The sequence below is a fragment of the Streptomyces sp. NPDC096339 genome (genome assembly GCF_044762985.1).
Lineage (GTDB): Bacteria > Actinomycetota > Actinomycetes > Streptomycetales > Streptomycetaceae > Streptomyces.
Genome location: NZ_JBIWFI010000025.1, coordinates 1 through 15,722 on the forward strand (window position 1 = coordinate 1; position 15,722 = coordinate 15,722).

A 15,722-nucleotide genomic window follows, 5' to 3' on the forward strand; every position below is an offset into this window, starting at 1 on the left:
CGGGGGGGGGGGGGTGGTTTTTCCCCCCGGTGGGGGGGTGCGTCCCACCCCCCGCCCCCCCCGCCGGGGGGCCTCCGGGGGTTGCCCCCCGACAGACCCTAGGCTGGCGGGATGACTGAGAAAACGTCTCGGCAACTCGCCGTCTTCGACATCGACAACACCCTTGCCGACACCGGCCACCGCCAGCACTTCCTGGAGAGCCGGCCCCGGGACTGGAACGGCTTCTTCGGCGCGGCCCCGGCCGATCCGCCGCTGTCGCGAGGGGTGGCCCTGGCCGTGGAGAGCGCGGCCGACTGCGAGGTCGTGTACCTGACGGGGCGCCCCGAACGCTGCCGGGCGGACACCGTGGACTGGCTCACCCGGCACGGGCTGCCCGAGGGGCGGTTGTGGATGCGCGGGAACCAGGACCGCAGGCCGGCCCGGACGACCAAGCTGGAGGTGCTGGGGCGGCTCGCCCGGAGCCGCGAGGTGCGGATGCTCGTGGACGACGACGAGCTGGTGTGCCAGGCCGCCCGTGCGGCGGGCTTCCGGGTGGTCCTGGCGGACTGGGCGGCGGACGCGCCCGAGCTCAAGTCGGCCCAGGAGGACGAGGGCCGGACCTGAGCCCGGGGGTGCCTGCCGGCGGACGGGGTGCCTCGTCGGATCTCGCCGTCGAGTCAGTCCTCGCCGTCGAGGCGGAAGCCGACCTTGAGCCCCACCTGGTAGTGGGCGATCTCCCCGTTCTCGATGTGCCCGCGTACCTGGACGACCTCGAACCAGTCCAGATTTCTGAGGGTCTGGCCCGCGCGGGCCACTCCGTTGCGGATGGCCTGATCGATGCCCTCGTGAGAGGTGCCGACGATTTCGGTCACCCGGTACGTGTGGTTGGACATGGACGTCTCCCGACAGGTGGTGGCTTTTGCCTGTTTCTACGGTGCCCCAGTAAGTCCGGCTCCGCGAACTTTGGGCGAACAGTCACCGACGAAAGCCCCTTGACCGGCTCATTGGTCTATGCCAATTTCGAGCCAACCGAGACGCCGAGCCCCAGAAGGTGACCTTCGTGAAGAGACGCTTCCTCACTGTGTCCGCCGCCCTCGTGGCTGCAACCGCCCTCACGGGCTGCAGCCGGTTGGCAGGTTCGGAGGGAGGGCCTCGGAAGGTGACGCTCTGGCTGATGAAGGGCAGCGCCTCCGACGAGTTCATCACCCGGTTCACCGACTCGTTCGAGAAGGAACACCCCGGGATCGACCTGGAAGTGAAGATCCAGGAGTGGAACGGCATCGGCAAGAAGGTCGACGCCGTCCTCGACGGCAAGAGCACCGAGAGCGCCGACGTCATCGAGGTCGGCAACACCCAGGTGGCCCAGTACGTCGAGAACGGCGGCATCGAGGAACTCACCCTCGAAGGCCTGCGCGAATGGGGGAGCAAGGACTGGCTCAGGGGCCTCTCCGACCCGGGCACCATCGACGGCGCCCAGTACGGAGTCCCCTGGTACGCCGCCAACCGCGTGGTCATCTACAACAAGGACCTCTTCGCGAACGCCGGCGTCAAGGCCCTGCCCAAGAACCGCCAGGAGTGGATCCAGGCAACCCAGAAACTCGACAAGGGCGACCAGCAGGGGATCTACCTCCCCGGGCAGAACTGGTACGTCCTCGCCGGATTCGTCTGGGACGAGGGCGGCGAACTCGCCGTCGAGACCAGCGGCCAGTGGGTCGGCACCCTCGACGACGAGAAGGCCCTCGCCGGGATGGAGTTCTACAAGCAGCTGCAAGCCCTGGGCGACGGGCCCAAGGGCGCCGACGAGGAGACGCCCCCGCAGTCGGAGGTCTTCGCCCGCGGCCAGGTCGCCCAGATCATCGCCCCGCCCAGCCAGGCCGCCGCGATCGAGGCGGCCAACCCGGCGCTCAAGGGGAAGATCGGCTTCTTCCCGATCCCCGGGAAGACCTCCGACAAGGTCGGCTCCGTGTTCACCGGCGGCTCCGACCTGATCATCCCGGAACGCACGAGGGACCGCCGCGGCGCCGTGGACGTGATCACGGCCCTGGTCAGTGAGAAATGGCAGACCGAGCTCGCCCGGACGATGAGCTACGTACCGAACAAGACCACCCTCGCCCATGTCGTCCAGGGCAACGAGGGCGCCGCCACGATGGCCCCCGGAGCCGCACAGGGCCGGGCCACCCCCAAGTCGGCCCGCTGGGCCGAGGTCGAGGCGAAGAACCCGATCAAGCCCTTCATGACGGCCGTGCTCACCGGGCAGGACCCCAAGCAGGCGGCCCGTACGGCCTCCGAGGAGATCAGCAAGGTGCTCGGCTCGGACCACTGAGCAGGCGCGGTGCGAGCACCGCCCCGGGCGCCTCCCGTCGAGTTCAGCGGGAGCACATCCAACTGCCGCTGCGCTGTCATGTCGAATCCAGCCGGTCACGGAAGAAGTAAAGGAGCCAGGCCGCACACCTGCCGGCCTGGCCCTCCGCGCCCGGATCAGGAGCCGCCATGACGATCGCACCCCTGTCTCCGTCCACCCTCCCCACCTCCCCCCTCGCCCCGTCGACGCTCCCCCCGTCGACCCTCCCCGTCCCCGCCACCGGCGCCCCCGCCGCCACCGGCCCCCGCTACGCCGTACGCCTCGCCCGCGACGAGGCCGAGGTGCGCGCCGCCCAGCGACTGCGCCACCAGGTCTTCGCCGGCGAGCTCGGAGCCCGCCTGAACAGCCCCGAGCCGGGCCTCGACATCGATGCCTTCGACTCCTACTGCGACCACCTCCTCGTCGTCGAGGAGGAGACCGAGCAGGTCGTCGGCACCTACCGGCTGCTGCCCCCGGAGCGCGCCGCCGTCGCGGGCCGCCTCTACTCCGAAGGGGAGTTCGACCTCTCCGCCCTCGCCCCCATCCGCCCGGACCTCGTCGAGGTCGGCCGCTCCTGCGTCCACCCCGACCACCGCAACGGCGCCGTCATCGCCCTGATCTGGGCCGGACTGGCCCGCTACATGGACCGCTCCGGCCACAACTGGCTCGCCGGATGCTGCTCCATCCCGCTCGCCGACGGCGGGGTGCTGGCCGCCGCCACCCGCGAAGCAGCCCTGGCCCGCGCCCTGGCCCCCCGCGAGTACCGGGTCACCCCCCACAACCCGTGGAGCCCCGAGGGCATCGAGTTCCCCGCCCGCATGGAACTGCCCCCGCTGCTGCGCGGCTACCTGCGCCTCGGCGCCTGGGTCTGCGGCGAGCCCGCCCTCGACCTCGAATTCGGCTGCACGGACCTGTACGTGCTGCTCTCCCTGCGCCGCACCAATCCGCGCTACCTCAAGCACTTCCTCTCGCTCGTCCCGGGCGAATGAGCGTCTGGCTGCCCACCTCGCCCTGCACCCCCGAGGCCTGCGCAGGCCACGGAGGTGCCACCGCGAGCGTCCCGCACGCCGTGCTCCGGCTCGCCCTGGCGTTCGGCCTGTTCCTCGCCGGGATCCTGGGGGCCCCACCGGTCCGGCTGCTGCCGGCCGGCCCCCGCCACGCGCTGGTACGGGCCTGGTCGAGGGCGCTGGTAAGGGCCCTCGGCATACGGATCACCGTGCACGGGAGCCCCGGCCCCGCCGGGGGCCGGCTCCTCGTCCCCAACCACATCTCCTGGCTGGACATCCCGCTCGTCGCCGCCGCCGTGCCCTGCCGGATGCTGGCCAAGAGCGACATCCGCGCCTGGCCGGTCCTCGGCCCCCTCGCGGGGCGGGCCGGGACCCTGTTCATCGAACGCGACCGGATCCGGGCCCTGCCCGACACCGTCCGGGTCCTCACCCGCGCCCTGCTGGCGGGCGACCGGGTCACCGTCTTCCCCGAGGGCTCCACCTGGTGCGGGCGCGCCCAGGGTCCCTTCCGCAGGGCGGCCTTCCAGTCGGCCCTGGACGCCCGAGTGCCCGTACAGCCCGTGCGCCTTTCGTACCTCCACGACGACGGCTCGCTCGCCGCGGCGCCCGCCTTCGTCGGGGACGACCCGCTCACCGCCTCGCTGTGGCGGATCGCCCGCGCCCGCGGCGTACGCGCCGAGGTCAGGCTGCTGCCGCGGATCCCGCCGGGCCGCTACGCGCACCGGCGGGACCTCGCGGCAGCGGCCCAGCGGGCCGTCACGGCCGCCTCGGGCCGGACCCCGCTCCCCGGTATCCCCGCTCAGGCGGCCCGGGCCTCGGCGACGACCCCGTCGGCCACCGACAGGGAGAGCGCGAAGCGCCCCGCCGCATCCGTCCACCAGTGCGTCAACTCCAGCCCCGCGGCGGCCAGTTCCTTCCGCACCCCTTCCTGACGGAACTTGGCGGAGACCTCCGTCAGGATCTCCTCACCCGCCGCGAACGGCACCACCAGATCCAGCCCCCGGATCTTCACCAACACCTCCGACCGGGCCCGCAACCGCATCTCGATCCACTCCTGCTCCCGGTTCCACACCGCCACGTGCGCGAAGTCGGCCGTGTGGAAGTCCGCGCCCAGTTCCCGGTCGATGACGGCGAGCACGTTCTTGTTGAACTCGGCCGTCACGCCCTGCGCGTCGTCGTACGCCGCCACCAGCACGGCCTCGTCCTTCACCAGGTCCGTACCCATCAGCAGCGCGTCCCCGGGCGACAGCATCGCCCGTACGGACGCCAGGAACACCGCCCGCTCCGGCGGCAGCAGGTTCCCGATCGTGCCGCCGAGGAACACCACGAGGCGGGGCCCGGGGGACTGCGGCAGCCGGAGCGCACGCGTGAAGTCCGCGAGCAGCGCGTGCACCCGCAGCCCCGGATGCTCCGCGAGCAGCGTCTGCGCGGCCCCCCGCAGGGCGCTCTCGCTCACGTCCACCGGCACGTACGTGTCCAGCGCGGGCAGGGCCTCGATCAGGTGCAGGGTTTTCTCCGAGGACCCGGAGCCCAGCTCCACCAGGGTCCGGGCGCCGGTCTCCGCGGCGATCTCCCGGGCCCGCTCCAGCAGGATCTCCCGCTCAGCGCGCGTCGGGTAGTACTCCGGGAGCCGGGTGATCTCCTCGAAGAGCTCACTGCCCCGCGCGTCGTAGAACCACTTGGGCGGCAGCACCTTGGGCGTGCCCGTCAGGCCGTTCAGCACGTCCGTGCGCAATGCCCTCTCGGCGGCGTGCTCGTCGAGGGTCCTGGTCAACTGGAAGTCGTTCACGCGGAGTTCTCCTTGAGCGGGGTCAACTCGACCCGCGTACGAGTGGCGGTCAGCAAGGTCCGGTCGGGTACTTCGCACCACCGGGTGTCGTCGTCGTACGGTTCGGAGGCCACCACGGTGCGTCCGAGCGACGCGTCGGCCAGGTACCAGAGCGAATCGCCCCAGGCCGTCGCGGCGATCGTCACGCCGTCCGTGAGCAGCAGGTTCAGCCGGGACCCGGGCGCGGCCGTGGCCAGCTCCCGGACCGTCTCGGCCAGCGCCGCACCGGGCTCGTCCCCGGCGCGCAGCCGGTGCAGGACCAGCGCCCAGACCAGCGCCGAATCCGTGCGCGCGGCCAGTCGCAGCAGGTCCTGCGGCGGCAGCCCCACCGCGAGCGGGCCCGCCGAGGCCGGCCAGTCCCGCAGGGCGCCGTTGTGGCTGAACAGCCACGGCCCCTCCGCGAACGGCGCCGCGGCGGCCTCACCGTCGGCCCCTGCGCGCGTGGCGTCCCGTACGGCGGCCAGCAGGGCCCCGCTGCGCACCACGCGGGCCAGATCGGCGAAGCCCAGGTCGCCCCAGATCGGGCCGGCCCGCCGGTAGCGGGCCGGGACCGGGTCGCCCTCCGCGTACCAGCCGACGCCGAACCCGTCCGCGTTGACCGTGCCGTACCGCTGCCGGCGCGGCTCCCAGGACTGGCGGACCAGCGAATGCTCCGGCTCGCTCAGCACCCTCCCCAGCGCCACGTCCGGGCCCAGGTAGGCGAGGTGGCGGCACATCAGGCGTCCCTCGCGGTCCGGAAACCGGAGAAGATCTGCCGGCGCACCGGCAGGTCCCAGTTGCGGAACGTCCCCCGGCACGCCACCGGGTCCACGGCGAAGGAGCCGCCCCGCAGCACCTTGTGCTCCGGGCCGAAGAAGACCTCCGAGTACTCCCGGTAGGGGAACGCGCGGAACCCGGGGTACGGCAGGAAGTCCGAGGACGTCCACTCCCACACGTCGCCGATCAGCTGGCGCACGCCCAGGGCGGAGGCCCCGGCCGGGTAACTGCCAGCACGGGCGGGGCGCAGATGGCGCTGGCCCAGATTGGCGTGCTCGGGCGTCGGATCGGCGTCGCCCCAGGGGTAGCGGGTCGAGCGGCCCGTCGCCGGGTCGAAGCGGGCGGCCTTCTCCCACTCCGCCTCCGTGGGCAGCCGCCGGTCCGCCCAGCGGGCGTACGCGTCGGCCTCGTACCAGCTGACGTGCAACACCGGCTCCTCGTCCGGCACCGGCTCGTCGACCCCGAAGCGGCGGCGCAGCCACTGGCCGGCCTCCTTGCGCCAGAACAGCGGGGCCTCGATGGAGTGCGCGCGTATCTGCTCCCAGCCCCGCGGGGCCCACCAGCGGCGTTCGCGGTAGCCGCCGTCGGCGATGAACTCCTGGAAATCGGCGCAGGTCACCGGGACCGTGTCGATCCAGAAGGGTGCCAGGTCCCGCTCGTGGGCGGGGCGTTCGTTGTCGAGCGACCACGGCTCCACCGAAGTGCCCATGGTGAACGGGCCGCCCGGCACCAGGACTTCGGTGGCCGTCGGCGCCGGACCGCGCGGCGGCGAGGGGTCGGGTGCGGCCAGGGCCGGTGCGCCCCGCCTGAGCTGATGGGTGATCAACATCGTTTCGTCGTGCTGCTGTTCGTGCTGGGCGATCATCCCGAAGACGTAGCCGGAGTCCAGCAGCGCTGTCCCCTCCATCGGGGTGCTCTCCAACAGGTCGAAGACCCTGCCGCGCACCTCGGAGGCGTACGTGCGGGCCTCGGCGGGCCCGAGCAGCGGCAGCTTCGGCCGCTCCGAGCGGGGATGCTCGAACGCGTCGTAGAGCGGGTCGATCTCGGGACGCATGGCCTCGCGCCCGGCGACGTTGCGCAGCAGCCAGAGCTCCTCCATGTTCCCGATGTGCGCGAGGTCCCAGACGAGCGGGGACATGAGCGGGGAGTGCTGGGCGGTGAGCTCCGCGTCGCTCACCGAATCGGTGAGCGCGGCCGTGCGCAGCCGCGCGGCGGTCAGGGCGGCCGCGGCCCGCTCCCGCAGGGACTCCGCGGACTCCGGGAACTTCGGGGACTCCGAGGACCGCGTGGATCCCGCGGACTGCGTGGATCCCGCGGACTCCGTGGTTCGCGGGGATGATGTGGATCCTGCCGTCACTGTCGGGCCTTCTTCCCGGTCGGCTGGAGCTGGGGCTGGTCGTCGGCCGGACATCGGCCGCGCAGGACGTACCGCTCGGCGAAGGCGCCGACGGTGTCCTGGACGTGCGCACTCGCCCCGAGCCGGGGCAGCGCCTCCACGGCAGCCCGGAAACAGACCGTCGCGGCCGTCCGCAGTTCGGGATCGGCCAGGGCGTGCTGGGCGGCGGACCGCCAGAGCGGATTGCGGGGCGCGGGCCCGGGCCCGTACGCGTCCGCGAGTCCCTTCGCCGCCCGGTAGGCGGTCTCGGCGGCCTCCGGATCGTCGAACAGCGCGTGCACCACGGCCACCGGCACCAGCCAGCCGTCGTCACCCGGCTGCGCGTCGATCATCCGCAGCTCCAGGTGGCCGCGCGGCCTGACCGGCGGGAAGAGCGTGGTCAGGTGGTAGTCGAGGTCCTCGGCGGTGGGCCCTCGCAGCCCCGCGTGGCCGTCCGTGCGCAGCCAGTCGCGGAAGGTCATGCCGTACGGCGCCGTCCACGACTCGCCTTCGTAGGACCGTACGCACATCACCTCCGTGTCCAGTGCCTGCCGGGTCCACGCCGCCCGCGGCTCGGCCTCGAGCGGCGGGGCGAGCGTCCGGCGGCCGTCCAGGTCGCTCCAGACGCCCTGGCGGGAACAGCGCCAGCCGGCGTACGGACCCTCGCGCGCGGGGGAGTTGGCGAAGGCGGCGACCAGGACCGCGCCCAGCAGGTGCGCCAGCCGCCAGCGTCGTCCGTGCCCGAAGGCGCCCGGTTCCTCCTGGCCCGCGTCCACGCAGACCTGCACGGAGGCGGAGGCGCACATCATGGCGCGGCCGGCCGGACCGGTGCGGTCGAAGTAGGCCTCCATGGCGTCATAGCGGGGGCTCGACAGCAGTCGGCGGTAGGGGTGGCGGGTGTCGCGGCCGAGACCGCGCAGGACCAGTCCCAGGTCGAGCAGGGCGGACCTGACGGCGGAGAGGTCGGACTGGAGGGCGTCCACGCATCGCGTCAGGGAATCGGCGGGGGCCGAGCTGAACTCCAGCTGGCCGCCGGGTTCCACGGTGATCCGGGAGCCGAGGGGGAGGGCGCGGGCGGTTGCGTGCGCGGCCCGTAGCCGCTCCGGGGCCACGGGCTGCCCGGGCCGCTCCGCGTCCACGAGCAGCCATTCGAGTTCGGCGCCGACCAGCCGGGGCGGGCCGGTCTTGAAGCAGATCCCGTGGATCAGCTCCTCGGCCTGGGTCTCGGTGATCGGGGAGTGCTCCGGGGGAGCGGGCGAGTTCTGTGGCATGACGAGGTCCTCGTCTCCTGTCGTCGGCCGTGACATCACCCGTGCCTACCCGTCCCATGGGCGCCCATGCTTGCGGGGAAAATGCGTTGCCGCCGGTTCAGCGGGATGCGGAGGATGGCGGCGTGAGCAGCAGATTGCGCGAGATCGCGCGGGAGAACGCGGAAATCCTGGCGGCCGGCGGCTACCGGACGCGGTCGGGGCGGCACGTGGCGCTCGCCGCCGCCCTGGCGGAAGCCAAGGCAGAAACCAGAATATATGGACCAAACCAAGTCATTCCAGACGAGAAAATCCTCCGTGGACCCGCCGCGACGGCCATCGAGGTCACGGGGGAGAGCAGCACGGTCGCGGCCCGCAGGCTCGCGGCGGGGGGTCTGGAGACGGTCGCGGGGGCACCCCGGGTGGCGGTCCTGAACTTCGCTTCGGCCCGTAATCCCGGGGGCGGCTACGTCCGCGGGGCCAAGGCGCAGGAGGAGGCGCTGTGCCGCGCCTCGGCCCTGTACGAGACCCTCCTGGAGGCTCCGGAGTACTACGAGGTCCACCGCGCGGAACGCAGCACCTTCTACACCGACCGGGTGATTCACTCGCCCGCGGTGCCCGTCTTCCGCGACGACCGCGGGGAGCTCATGGAACCCCCCTTCCGGGCCGGCTTCCTCACCTCCCCGGCGCCCAACGCGGGCACGATCCGTCGTCAGGAGCCCGAGCGAGCGGGGGAGATCCCACAGGCGCTGGCCAGGCGCGCGCGGCTCGTGCTGGAGGTGGCGGCGCTGCACGGGTACGAGCGGCTGGTGCTGGGGGCTTGGGGCTGCGGGGTCTTCCGGAACGACCCGCACGAGGTGGCGCGGGCCTTCGCCGGGCAGCTGACGGGGACGTTCACGGGGGTGTTCGAGCGGGTGGTGTTCGCGGTACTGGACCGGGATCCGGGACCGCGGAGGGCGTTCGAGCGGGTGTTCGAGGGTCATTCGGGGTTCGAGCGGCCCTAGGGGATCGGGGGATCGGGGGCTCGGGGGCCCGAGGGATCAGAGCATCCCCGGGGGTCCGGGTGGACACGAGGGTCCGCGGGGGCGGAGAGGTTCGGGCAGGCCGCGGGGTCCGAGCCGGCCGAGGAGGTCGAGCCTGCGGAGGGTCCGAGCCGGCGGAGGGTCCTGCCAGGGGCCGACGCGGGCGCTCGTCGCACCCGCCTCCTCAGCCCCTGGCCGGGCCCGTCGGCGGGCTACTGCCAGCCGTAACGCTCGCGCAGCCGGTCCACGACCAGCCGGAAGCGCCGCAGGTCCAGCGCGCAGGCCTCGCGCCGCATCCCCGTCTCGTGCACCCGCAGCACCCGGTCGACGTCCACCCAGGACTCCCGGCCCGCGCTGTCCCAGGGCCCCGTGCCGATCGGGACCCACTCGCGGTCGCTGTCGTGCCGCTTGCTGGACAGCTGTACGGCGAGCAGCGTCCGCCCGCCCGCCTCACGGGCCACGACCAGCACCGGCCGGTCCTTGCCGCGGCCGTCGTTCTCCTCGTACGGGACCCAGGTCCACACGATCTCGCCCGGGTCGGGGTCCCCGTCGTGGTCGGGCGCGTACTCGGTCCGCACCGGGCCGATGGCGCGCGGATCGGCCTCGACGGTGGCGTCGGCCCCGTCACGGCCGGGCTGGTCGGTGTAACCGTTGCTGTGATGCGAAAGTGCCGTCATTCGCGCGAGATTACTGCTTTCACCCGTGCCGCAGCACGCGGTAGCCGAGTGTCGGGGACAGTCGCATGATCGCCCGCAGAGGCCTCGTCATGCCGATGTACGTCTCGGCCTTGTCGCGCTGGATGGCGCTGATCACGGCCCCGGCCGCCTGCGCCGCGCTGATCTTGCCGCGGCCCCGGCCGCGTGTCATGTCGGTGTCGACCAGGGGCAGGACGGCGTCGATGACCTGGATGCCCGGGGCCGAGTCCTGGCACTGGTAGCGCAGGGAGCGGCTGAACGTGCGCAGTGCGGCCTTCGTGGCGCAGTAGACCGGGGCCGAGGGCTTGGGGGCGATGGCCAGGCCGCTGGTGATGTTGACGATCGCGGCGGACGGCAGACCGCGCAGATGCGGCAGCAGCCCGGTCGAGAGGGTGATCACGGCGTCCAGGTTGACCGCCGTCTCGCGGCGCAACGCCGGGCGCAGCGCCCGAGGATCCTCGTGGACGAAGTCGGTGATCGTCTGCACGCCCGCGTTGTTGACGACGACGGACAGGTCGGGAAAGCGGTCGGGCAGCCCGTCGGTGAACTCCTCGACCGCGTCGAGGTCGGCGAGGTCCAGCACGTGCGTCGACACCCGGTCGCCGTGGTCGGCCGTCAGGGCGTCGAGCTGCTCGCGGCCGCGTCCGACAGCCACCACGTGAGCTCCCTTCCCCACGAGCTGCCGGGTCAGCTCCGCGCCGACGCCGCGAGCGCCGCCCGTGACGAGAACAGTTCTGCCGGTGAGGTTCATCTGTGACTTTCCTTCGTCGAGTGGTGGTCCGTGCGCACCGCGCCGGGGCGGCGCGCGAAGGCCGCTCTGTAGGCGGCGGGTGTGACGGCGGTCCGTCGTTTGAACTCGCGGGTGAAGTGCGGCTGGTCGGCGTACCCGCAGGCGAACCCGACCAGGCACGGTGCGTGTTCGCCGTCCAGCAACAGGCCGGCGGCCGCCTCCGCGCGGACTGCCCCGAGCAGCCCCTGGAAACCGCCGGCTCCGCGCAGCCGCCGCTGGAGGCTGCGAGTCGACGTACCCAGCTCGGTGGCCACGACGTCGAGCGTCCAGCGCCGGGCGAGGTCGTCCGCGAGGAGGGTGCGCGCACGCGAGACCGCATCCGGGCTCCGTGCTGCCACCGCATCCTCGGGCGCCGGTGGGGCCGGATCGGAGGGGGTGGGCCGGGGCTGCCAGGTGAAGCGCCACAGCGAGGTGTCGCAGCCGGGCGGCGGGGCCCTGAAGACACCGTCGGCGAACACGACCGTACGCCGGTCACGACCGGCCGTGACGGTGAGCTCCCGCGTGCCGGTCATCGCCAGGAGGACCGTCAACACGCCCAGTACGAGCACGTCCTCGGCGGGCTCGGGCGGCGCGCCGGGCGGTCCCGCATGCTCGGCGAGCAGATCCCGCCGGTCCGTCTCCCGGAACACCACGTGGTGCCGCGAACGGGTGAACCGTTCCAGCCGGCGCCACCGCTCCAGGAGGTCCAGCGGGCTTTCGGCCCCCAGCAGAGCCGCCACGACCGGGTCGGACGCGATCTTCGGCAGCACCAGTCCGACGCGCAGCAGCGGCAGGAGTCCGTGCGCCTGCGCGATGCCCCCGAGGAAACGCCGTTTGGCGTCGAAGGGGAGCAGTGCCCCTTCCGAGACGGGCGCCGATGAAGCGGCACCGATGCCGTCGTCGGCCAGCGCCCGCCGCACCGCCGCCACGAGCGTCGAGCTTGCGAAGTCGTCCATGGGAGCACGCTATGCCCGGTGCGTTCGGGACGTCTTGAACGATCACGCCACCCGATGCCGGCGTACGACGGCTCGCACTACGCGGGGTCGTACGGGGAGAACCGAGGCGGTCGCCGACCGTGCGGGTGCGTCAGCGCATCTTGAGCGAGTGTCCTGGAGCCAGGGCGTCCGAGATCCGCTCGGCGATCGGCTGGGCCGAGTTGCCCGCAGGACTCTTCGGGCCCTGCGTGACGGTCACGGAGATCGCGAGCTTCTCCGCCGGCAGGTAGGCGGATACCGCCGCATAGCCCGAGAACGAAGGGTTCGTCAGGGTCCAGCCGTTGAGGACGATCACACCGAGGCCGAAGTGGTGGGCTTGCGTGTTCGTCAGCAGGCAAACACTGGCCGGGCACGTGGCCGTGGGGTGGCCCAGGCCGATCGTGCCCGGATCGAGCTGTGTCTTGAAGGACTGCGCGGACAGCAGCTCCCCGGTGCCGACGCCACGCGCGGACCGGTCGAGGTCGCAGATGTTCTGGACGAGGACCGCGCCGGGGGCGGTGGTCCACGAAGGGTTCCAGAACGTGGACTCCTCGTACTTGCCCCGCTCCGAGGTGAAGGCGTGCAGGGCGGGCTCCGGGATCTGCGGGGTGTATTGGTTGCTGGTCTGGTTCAGCCCGAGCGGGTTCATGATCTGCTCGGTGAGCAACCGCTCCAGCCCGACCCCGCTGATCTTCTCCAGCGCGGTGCCGAGCAGTGCGAAATTGGCGTGCGAGTAGCTCCAGTTGGTCCCCGGCTCGTACAGGAGCGGCTTGCTCGTCGCGTAGTGGGTGATCTGGTCCGTCGTCCAGTGCCGGAACGGGTGGGACTCGAGTTCGGCGAGGAAGGCCGGGTCCGTGACGTAGTCGTGCAGGCCGGAGGTGGAGCTGCCGAGCATCCGCAGGGTGATCTCCGAGCCGTGCGGCAGGTCCGGCAGCCAGCGGGACACCGGGTCGTCGAGCGAGGCCTTGCCCTGCTCGACGAGGCGGAGCAGGGCGATGCCCATGTAGACGATGCCCACCGATCCCGTACGGAAGTGCATCGACGGCTCGGCCGGGACGCCGGTCATCGATTCCCCGAGAGCCGTGGTGAGCACGTCCTTGCCGCCGGAGGAGACCCGCAGGACCACCGAGTTCAGCCCGAACTCCCGCTGGGCCTTCTGCGCGATGGCGAGGACCTTGGCGGCGTCCCCCTGCGCGGGGCCGGGCGAGGTGACGCAGGCTTCCGGCGCCGCCGCGGCCGATGCCGGACCCGAGACCGGGCCCGCGACGGTCGCGGCCGGAAGGGCTGCGCCCAGCAGGCCGGCGATGCACAGCAACACCGTACGCGTGCGTTTCACCCTGCCAGTGTGGAGGGGTCCGCCGCACGGCGCACGCCGGACCCGTCCGCGCCACCGCCGCCCCGCCCGCGGGCCCGGACGGGAACGACGGGCGGGGCGGGTCAGATCCAGCCCTCCAGAGAGGCCATGAAGCCGTCGAAGTCGTCGCGGTGGATGGTGTGTCCGGCCCCGGCGACCGAACGCACCTCGAACCCGCGGCCCTCCAGCAGGGCCGCCCGCTCCGGCGAGATGATGAAGCTCGGATCGGCGAGCTGTACGAGAGAGGGCACCACCGGCGCGGCCGGCATCAAGTCGGTGCCGAGCAGCGGGGCGAGGCCCAGTGCGGTGGCTTCGTCCCACACCGCCAGCGTCGCCAGCTCGATGTCCACGTCGGCCTCTTCCCAGCGCGGGTTCATCCCCTGGATCTGCTCCTTGGTGGCCGACTTGAACTGCGCGAACAGTTCCGGACCGAAGCCCTCCTGCGGGGAGGCGAGGTGCCAGGCGGGGTCCGAGAACACGGCGCGGCGCGGCTTCAGCCGTTCCACGGCGAGCGACAGGGTCAGTCCGCCCAGGGAGTGACCGATGGCGAGCTCCGCGCCTTCCGGCAGGCTCTCGACCAGGTCGTCCGCGTAGCGCTCCGGGGTGTACTCGCCGCGGCCGCTCGCCCCGTGACCCCGCTGGTCCACGGCGATGACGCGGTAGCCCCGGTCGGCCAGCGCGGGTCCCACCCGGCGCCAGGTCCGGTGGTCGGCCATGATGCCGTGGATCAGGAGGGCGATGCGGTCTCCCTCGCCCCAGGTGTGGGTGTGCAGCTGCACGGTGGTGCCTTTCTCTGCTGATGTGCGATGTCGGTCTTGGCCGTACGGGCCGTACGGCCGTACGGCCCGTACGTTTCGTGCGTCAGCGCACGCTGCGGATCGGCTTCACCGCGAGGGCGCCGGCCACCGCCAGCACGGCCGCGACGATGAACAGGGCGGTGTAACCGCCGCTGAGCGAGACGACCACCGAGGCGACGAACGGCGCGATGATCTGGGGACCGGCGTTGGCGATGTTGAGCACACCCATGTCGCGGGCCGCGTCCTCGGCGCTGGGGAGCACCATCGTCACGAGCGCGGTGTCCACGGCCATGTAGCAGCCGAACGCGAGCCCGTTGACCGCGGCGAAGGCCAGCATCGCGGTCCAGCTGGTCGACACCGCCGGGATGACCAGCGCGACGGCCGACAGCAGGGCGGAGGCCCCGACGAAGAGCTTGCGGCGGTCGAACCTGTCCGACAGGTAGCCGCCGAGGACCGTGGAGACCACCATCGCCACGCTGGTCAGCGGCATCAGCACGGCCACCGCGGACTCGGGCTCCATGCCGTCCGGCAGCACGGTGTGGTCCTGGAGGATGTACAGCTGGTAGCCGGTGACCGCGAAGTACCCGAGGACGAGCAGGGCCCGCCCGATGAAGGCCCACCGGAAGTCGTGGTCCTTCAACGCGCCGACGAAGGCCGCCAGTTGGTCCTTGACGGGCATGGGGGCGCGGGCCGGCAGCCGCTCTTCCCGGGTGCAGGCGGTGAAGAGGACGGCGGCGCCCGCGACGAGCGCGCCGAAGACGAGGTACCCGGTGCGGTAGTCCTCGGAGAAGGTCGCGCCGACCAGCGCCCCGATCGTGGAACCGAAGGGCAGGCCGAGGCCGACGGCGGCGGATGCCTTGCCCCGGGCCGACACGGGCACGCGGTCGGGAACCACGGAGGTGATGGCGGCCTGGTAGACGTTCATGACCGCCTGGCCGAGGCACCAGACGATCGTGATCAGCAGGATCGTGTTCGCGAGGCCGAGCAGGAACATCGCCGGTATCGCGGCCAGCCCGCCTCCGAGGATCCAGGGGTTGCGCCGTCCGCTGCGGTCGGAGAGCGCGCCGGCGACCGGGTTGAAGACCGTGGCGAAGATCGCCGAGACCCCTGCGATCAGGCCGAAGTTCGAGACCTTGTTCGCCGGGTCGACGTTCTCCACCTGGAGCGCGAGCAGGACGCTCGCGACACCGATGTAGAGGGCGTACATGGCGGTGTTGCCGACGAGCAGCAGGGGGAGCAGGCCGCGTCCGGGGCGGCCGGACGGCGAGGACGCGTCGGAGGTGGCGTCGGAGGTGGCGGCGCTGGTGGTGCCGGAGCCGGGGGAGGAAAGGGCCACGGTGCCCTCCTGGGCGGTGAGGGTGCGGAAGGGTGCGGGTGGAGGAGGGTGAGGGGGGTGAGGGGAGAGGTGGTGCGGTGAGGGGTGTGCGCGCCGTCCTGCCGCGATGGCGGGGTGCGAAAGGAACGCGACAGGACGGCGGCGCGGGGACACGGCGGAACACCACTGTCAGGTGAGATGTCGCGCCGTGGTTACACGTGTCAATGACTCGTGTAACCACTGTGTACCATCCGTTTCCGGCC

15 protein-coding genes and 1 pseudogene are annotated in these 15,722 nt (G+C 72.3%); 5 read left to right on the forward strand and 11 right to left on the reverse strand.

Annotated features, from left to right (window positions below; translation table 11 throughout):
- The first annotated feature begins 111 nt into the window (after positions 1–111).
- Positions 112–603: a hypothetical protein gene (locus tag ACIQ5Y_RS26640; RefSeq protein WP_403885418.1), complete on the forward strand. Its 492-nt coding sequence runs from the start codon at positions 112–114 to the stop codon at positions 601–603.
- Between the two features lie 53 nt (positions 604–656).
- Here ACIQ5Y_RS26640 and ACIQ5Y_RS26645 read toward each other — a convergent pair whose 3' ends face one another.
- Positions 657–872: a dodecin gene (locus tag ACIQ5Y_RS26645; RefSeq protein WP_365176828.1), complete on the reverse strand. Its 216-nt coding sequence runs from the start codon at positions 870–872 to the stop codon at positions 657–659.
- A 167-nt stretch (positions 873–1,039) separates the two neighbouring features.
- Here ACIQ5Y_RS26645 and ACIQ5Y_RS26650 point away from each other — a divergent pair, with 167 nt between their 5' ends.
- The 3 genes and pseudogenes from ACIQ5Y_RS26650 to ACIQ5Y_RS26660 all read left to right on the forward strand — a co-directional run.
- Positions 1,040–2,302, forward strand: a complete 1,263-nt coding sequence (locus ACIQ5Y_RS26650) for an extracellular solute-binding protein (protein WP_403885423.1) — start codon at positions 1,040–1,042, stop codon at positions 2,300–2,302.
- Positions 2,303–2,469: 167 nt separating this feature from the next.
- Entirely contained in the window at positions 2,470–3,309 is an 840-nt protein-coding gene (locus tag ACIQ5Y_RS26655) for a GNAT family N-acetyltransferase (protein WP_403885426.1), read from the forward strand.
- Positions 3,306–3,836 (forward strand): annotated as a pseudogene (locus ACIQ5Y_RS26660) (lysophospholipid acyltransferase family protein); the annotation flags it as partial. The gene ACIQ5Y_RS26655 and the pseudogene ACIQ5Y_RS26660, both read left to right, overlap by 4 nt.
- Before the next feature lie 290 nt (positions 3,837–4,126).
- Here ACIQ5Y_RS26660 and egtD read toward each other — a convergent pair.
- Genes egtD through egtA form a run of 4 tightly spaced genes read right to left on the reverse strand, consistent with a single transcriptional unit; the run spans position 4,127 to position 8,557 of the window.
- A complete protein-coding gene (egtD, locus tag ACIQ5Y_RS26665; RefSeq protein WP_403885429.1) occupies positions 4,127–5,116 on the reverse strand; it encodes an L-histidine N(alpha)-methyltransferase in 990 nt (329 codons plus the stop codon).
- Positions 5,113–5,871, reverse strand: coding sequence for an ergothioneine biosynthesis protein EgtC (gene egtC, locus ACIQ5Y_RS26670; RefSeq protein ID WP_403885432.1), 759 nt, complete (start codon positions 5,869–5,871; stop codon positions 5,113–5,115). The genes egtD and egtC overlap by 4 nt, the downstream gene beginning before the upstream one ends.
- On the reverse strand, positions 5,871–7,268 hold the full coding sequence (gene egtB / locus ACIQ5Y_RS26675) for an ergothioneine biosynthesis protein EgtB (RefSeq protein WP_403885435.1): 1,398 nt from the start codon (positions 7,266–7,268) through the stop codon (positions 5,871–5,873). Before egtB ends, egtC begins: the two co-directional genes overlap by 1 nt.
- Entirely contained in the window at positions 7,265–8,557 is a 1,293-nt protein-coding gene (gene egtA / locus ACIQ5Y_RS26680) for an ergothioneine biosynthesis glutamate--cysteine ligase EgtA (protein ID WP_403885438.1), read from the reverse strand. Before egtA ends, egtB begins: the two co-directional genes overlap by 4 nt.
- A gap of 122 nt (positions 8,558–8,679) precedes the next feature.
- Between egtA and ACIQ5Y_RS26685 the strand changes: the two genes are divergently transcribed.
- The gene (locus ACIQ5Y_RS26685) at positions 8,680–9,537 is read left to right on the forward strand and encodes a TIGR02452 family protein (protein ID WP_403885441.1); all 858 of its coding nucleotides are present in this window, start codon (positions 8,680–8,682) and stop codon (positions 9,535–9,537) included.
- 230 nt (positions 9,538–9,767) lie between these two features.
- Here the strand turns inward: ACIQ5Y_RS26685 and ACIQ5Y_RS26690 are convergent, their stop codons facing one another.
- The 6 genes from ACIQ5Y_RS26690 to ACIQ5Y_RS26715 all read right to left on the reverse strand — a co-directional run bounded on the left by ACIQ5Y_RS26690 (position 9,768) and on the right by ACIQ5Y_RS26715 (position 15,480).
- Positions 9,768–10,232 carry a type II toxin-antitoxin system PemK/MazF family toxin gene (locus tag ACIQ5Y_RS26690; RefSeq protein ID WP_403885444.1) on the reverse strand — a complete coding sequence of 155 codons (465 nt, stop codon included), beginning with the start codon at positions 10,230–10,232 and terminating at the stop codon, positions 9,768–9,770.
- A 19-nt stretch (positions 10,233–10,251) separates the two neighbouring features.
- On the reverse strand, positions 10,252–11,001 hold the full coding sequence (locus ACIQ5Y_RS26695; protein ID WP_403885447.1) for an SDR family oxidoreductase: 750 nt from the start codon (positions 10,999–11,001) through the stop codon (positions 10,252–10,254).
- Entirely contained in the window at positions 10,998–11,975 is a 978-nt protein-coding gene (locus tag ACIQ5Y_RS26700) for a helix-turn-helix transcriptional regulator (protein WP_403885450.1), read from the reverse strand. The genes ACIQ5Y_RS26695 and ACIQ5Y_RS26700 overlap by 4 nt, the downstream gene beginning before the upstream one ends.
- Before the next feature lie 130 nt (positions 11,976–12,105).
- Positions 12,106–13,329: a serine hydrolase domain-containing protein gene (locus ACIQ5Y_RS26705; RefSeq protein ID WP_403885453.1), complete on the reverse strand. Its 1,224-nt coding sequence runs from the start codon at positions 13,327–13,329 to the stop codon at positions 12,106–12,108.
- A 101-nt stretch (positions 13,330–13,430) separates the two neighbouring features.
- On the reverse strand, positions 13,431–14,126 hold the full coding sequence (locus tag ACIQ5Y_RS26710) for an alpha/beta fold hydrolase (protein WP_403885456.1): 696 nt from the start codon (positions 14,124–14,126) through the stop codon (positions 13,431–13,433).
- An 82-nt stretch (positions 14,127–14,208) separates the two neighbouring features.
- A complete protein-coding gene (locus ACIQ5Y_RS26715; RefSeq protein WP_403885459.1) occupies positions 14,209–15,480 on the reverse strand; it encodes an MFS transporter in 1,272 nt (423 codons plus the stop codon).
- Between the last annotated feature and the right edge of the window lie 242 nt (positions 15,481–15,722).

Coding starts and splice junctions, on each gene's coding strand:
- ACIQ5Y_RS26645 (WP_365176828.1), bottom strand. CDS start 872: ATGTCCAACCACACGTACCGGGTGACCGAAATCGTCGGCACCTCTCAC.
- egtA (WP_403885438.1), bottom strand. CDS start 8,557: ATGCCACAGAACTCGCCCGCTCCCCCGGAGCACTCCCCGATCACCGAG.
- ACIQ5Y_RS26695 (WP_403885447.1), bottom strand. CDS start 11,001: ATGAACCTCACCGGCAGAACTGTTCTCGTCACGGGCGGCGCTCGCGGC.
- ACIQ5Y_RS26690 (WP_403885444.1), bottom strand. CDS start 10,232: ATGACGGCACTTTCGCATCACAGCAACGGTTACACCGACCAGCCCGGC.
- ACIQ5Y_RS26655 (WP_403885426.1), top strand. CDS start 2,470: ATGACGATCGCACCCCTGTCTCCGTCCACCCTCCCCACCTCCCCCCTC.
- ACIQ5Y_RS26700 (WP_403885450.1), bottom strand. CDS start 11,975: ATGGACGACTTCGCAAGCTCGACGCTCGTGGCGGCGGTGCGGCGGGCG.
- egtC (WP_403885432.1), bottom strand. CDS start 5,871: ATGTGCCGCCACCTCGCCTACCTGGGCCCGGACGTGGCGCTGGGGAGG.
- ACIQ5Y_RS26640 (WP_403885418.1), top strand. CDS start 112: ATGACTGAGAAAACGTCTCGGCAACTCGCCGTCTTCGACATCGACAAC.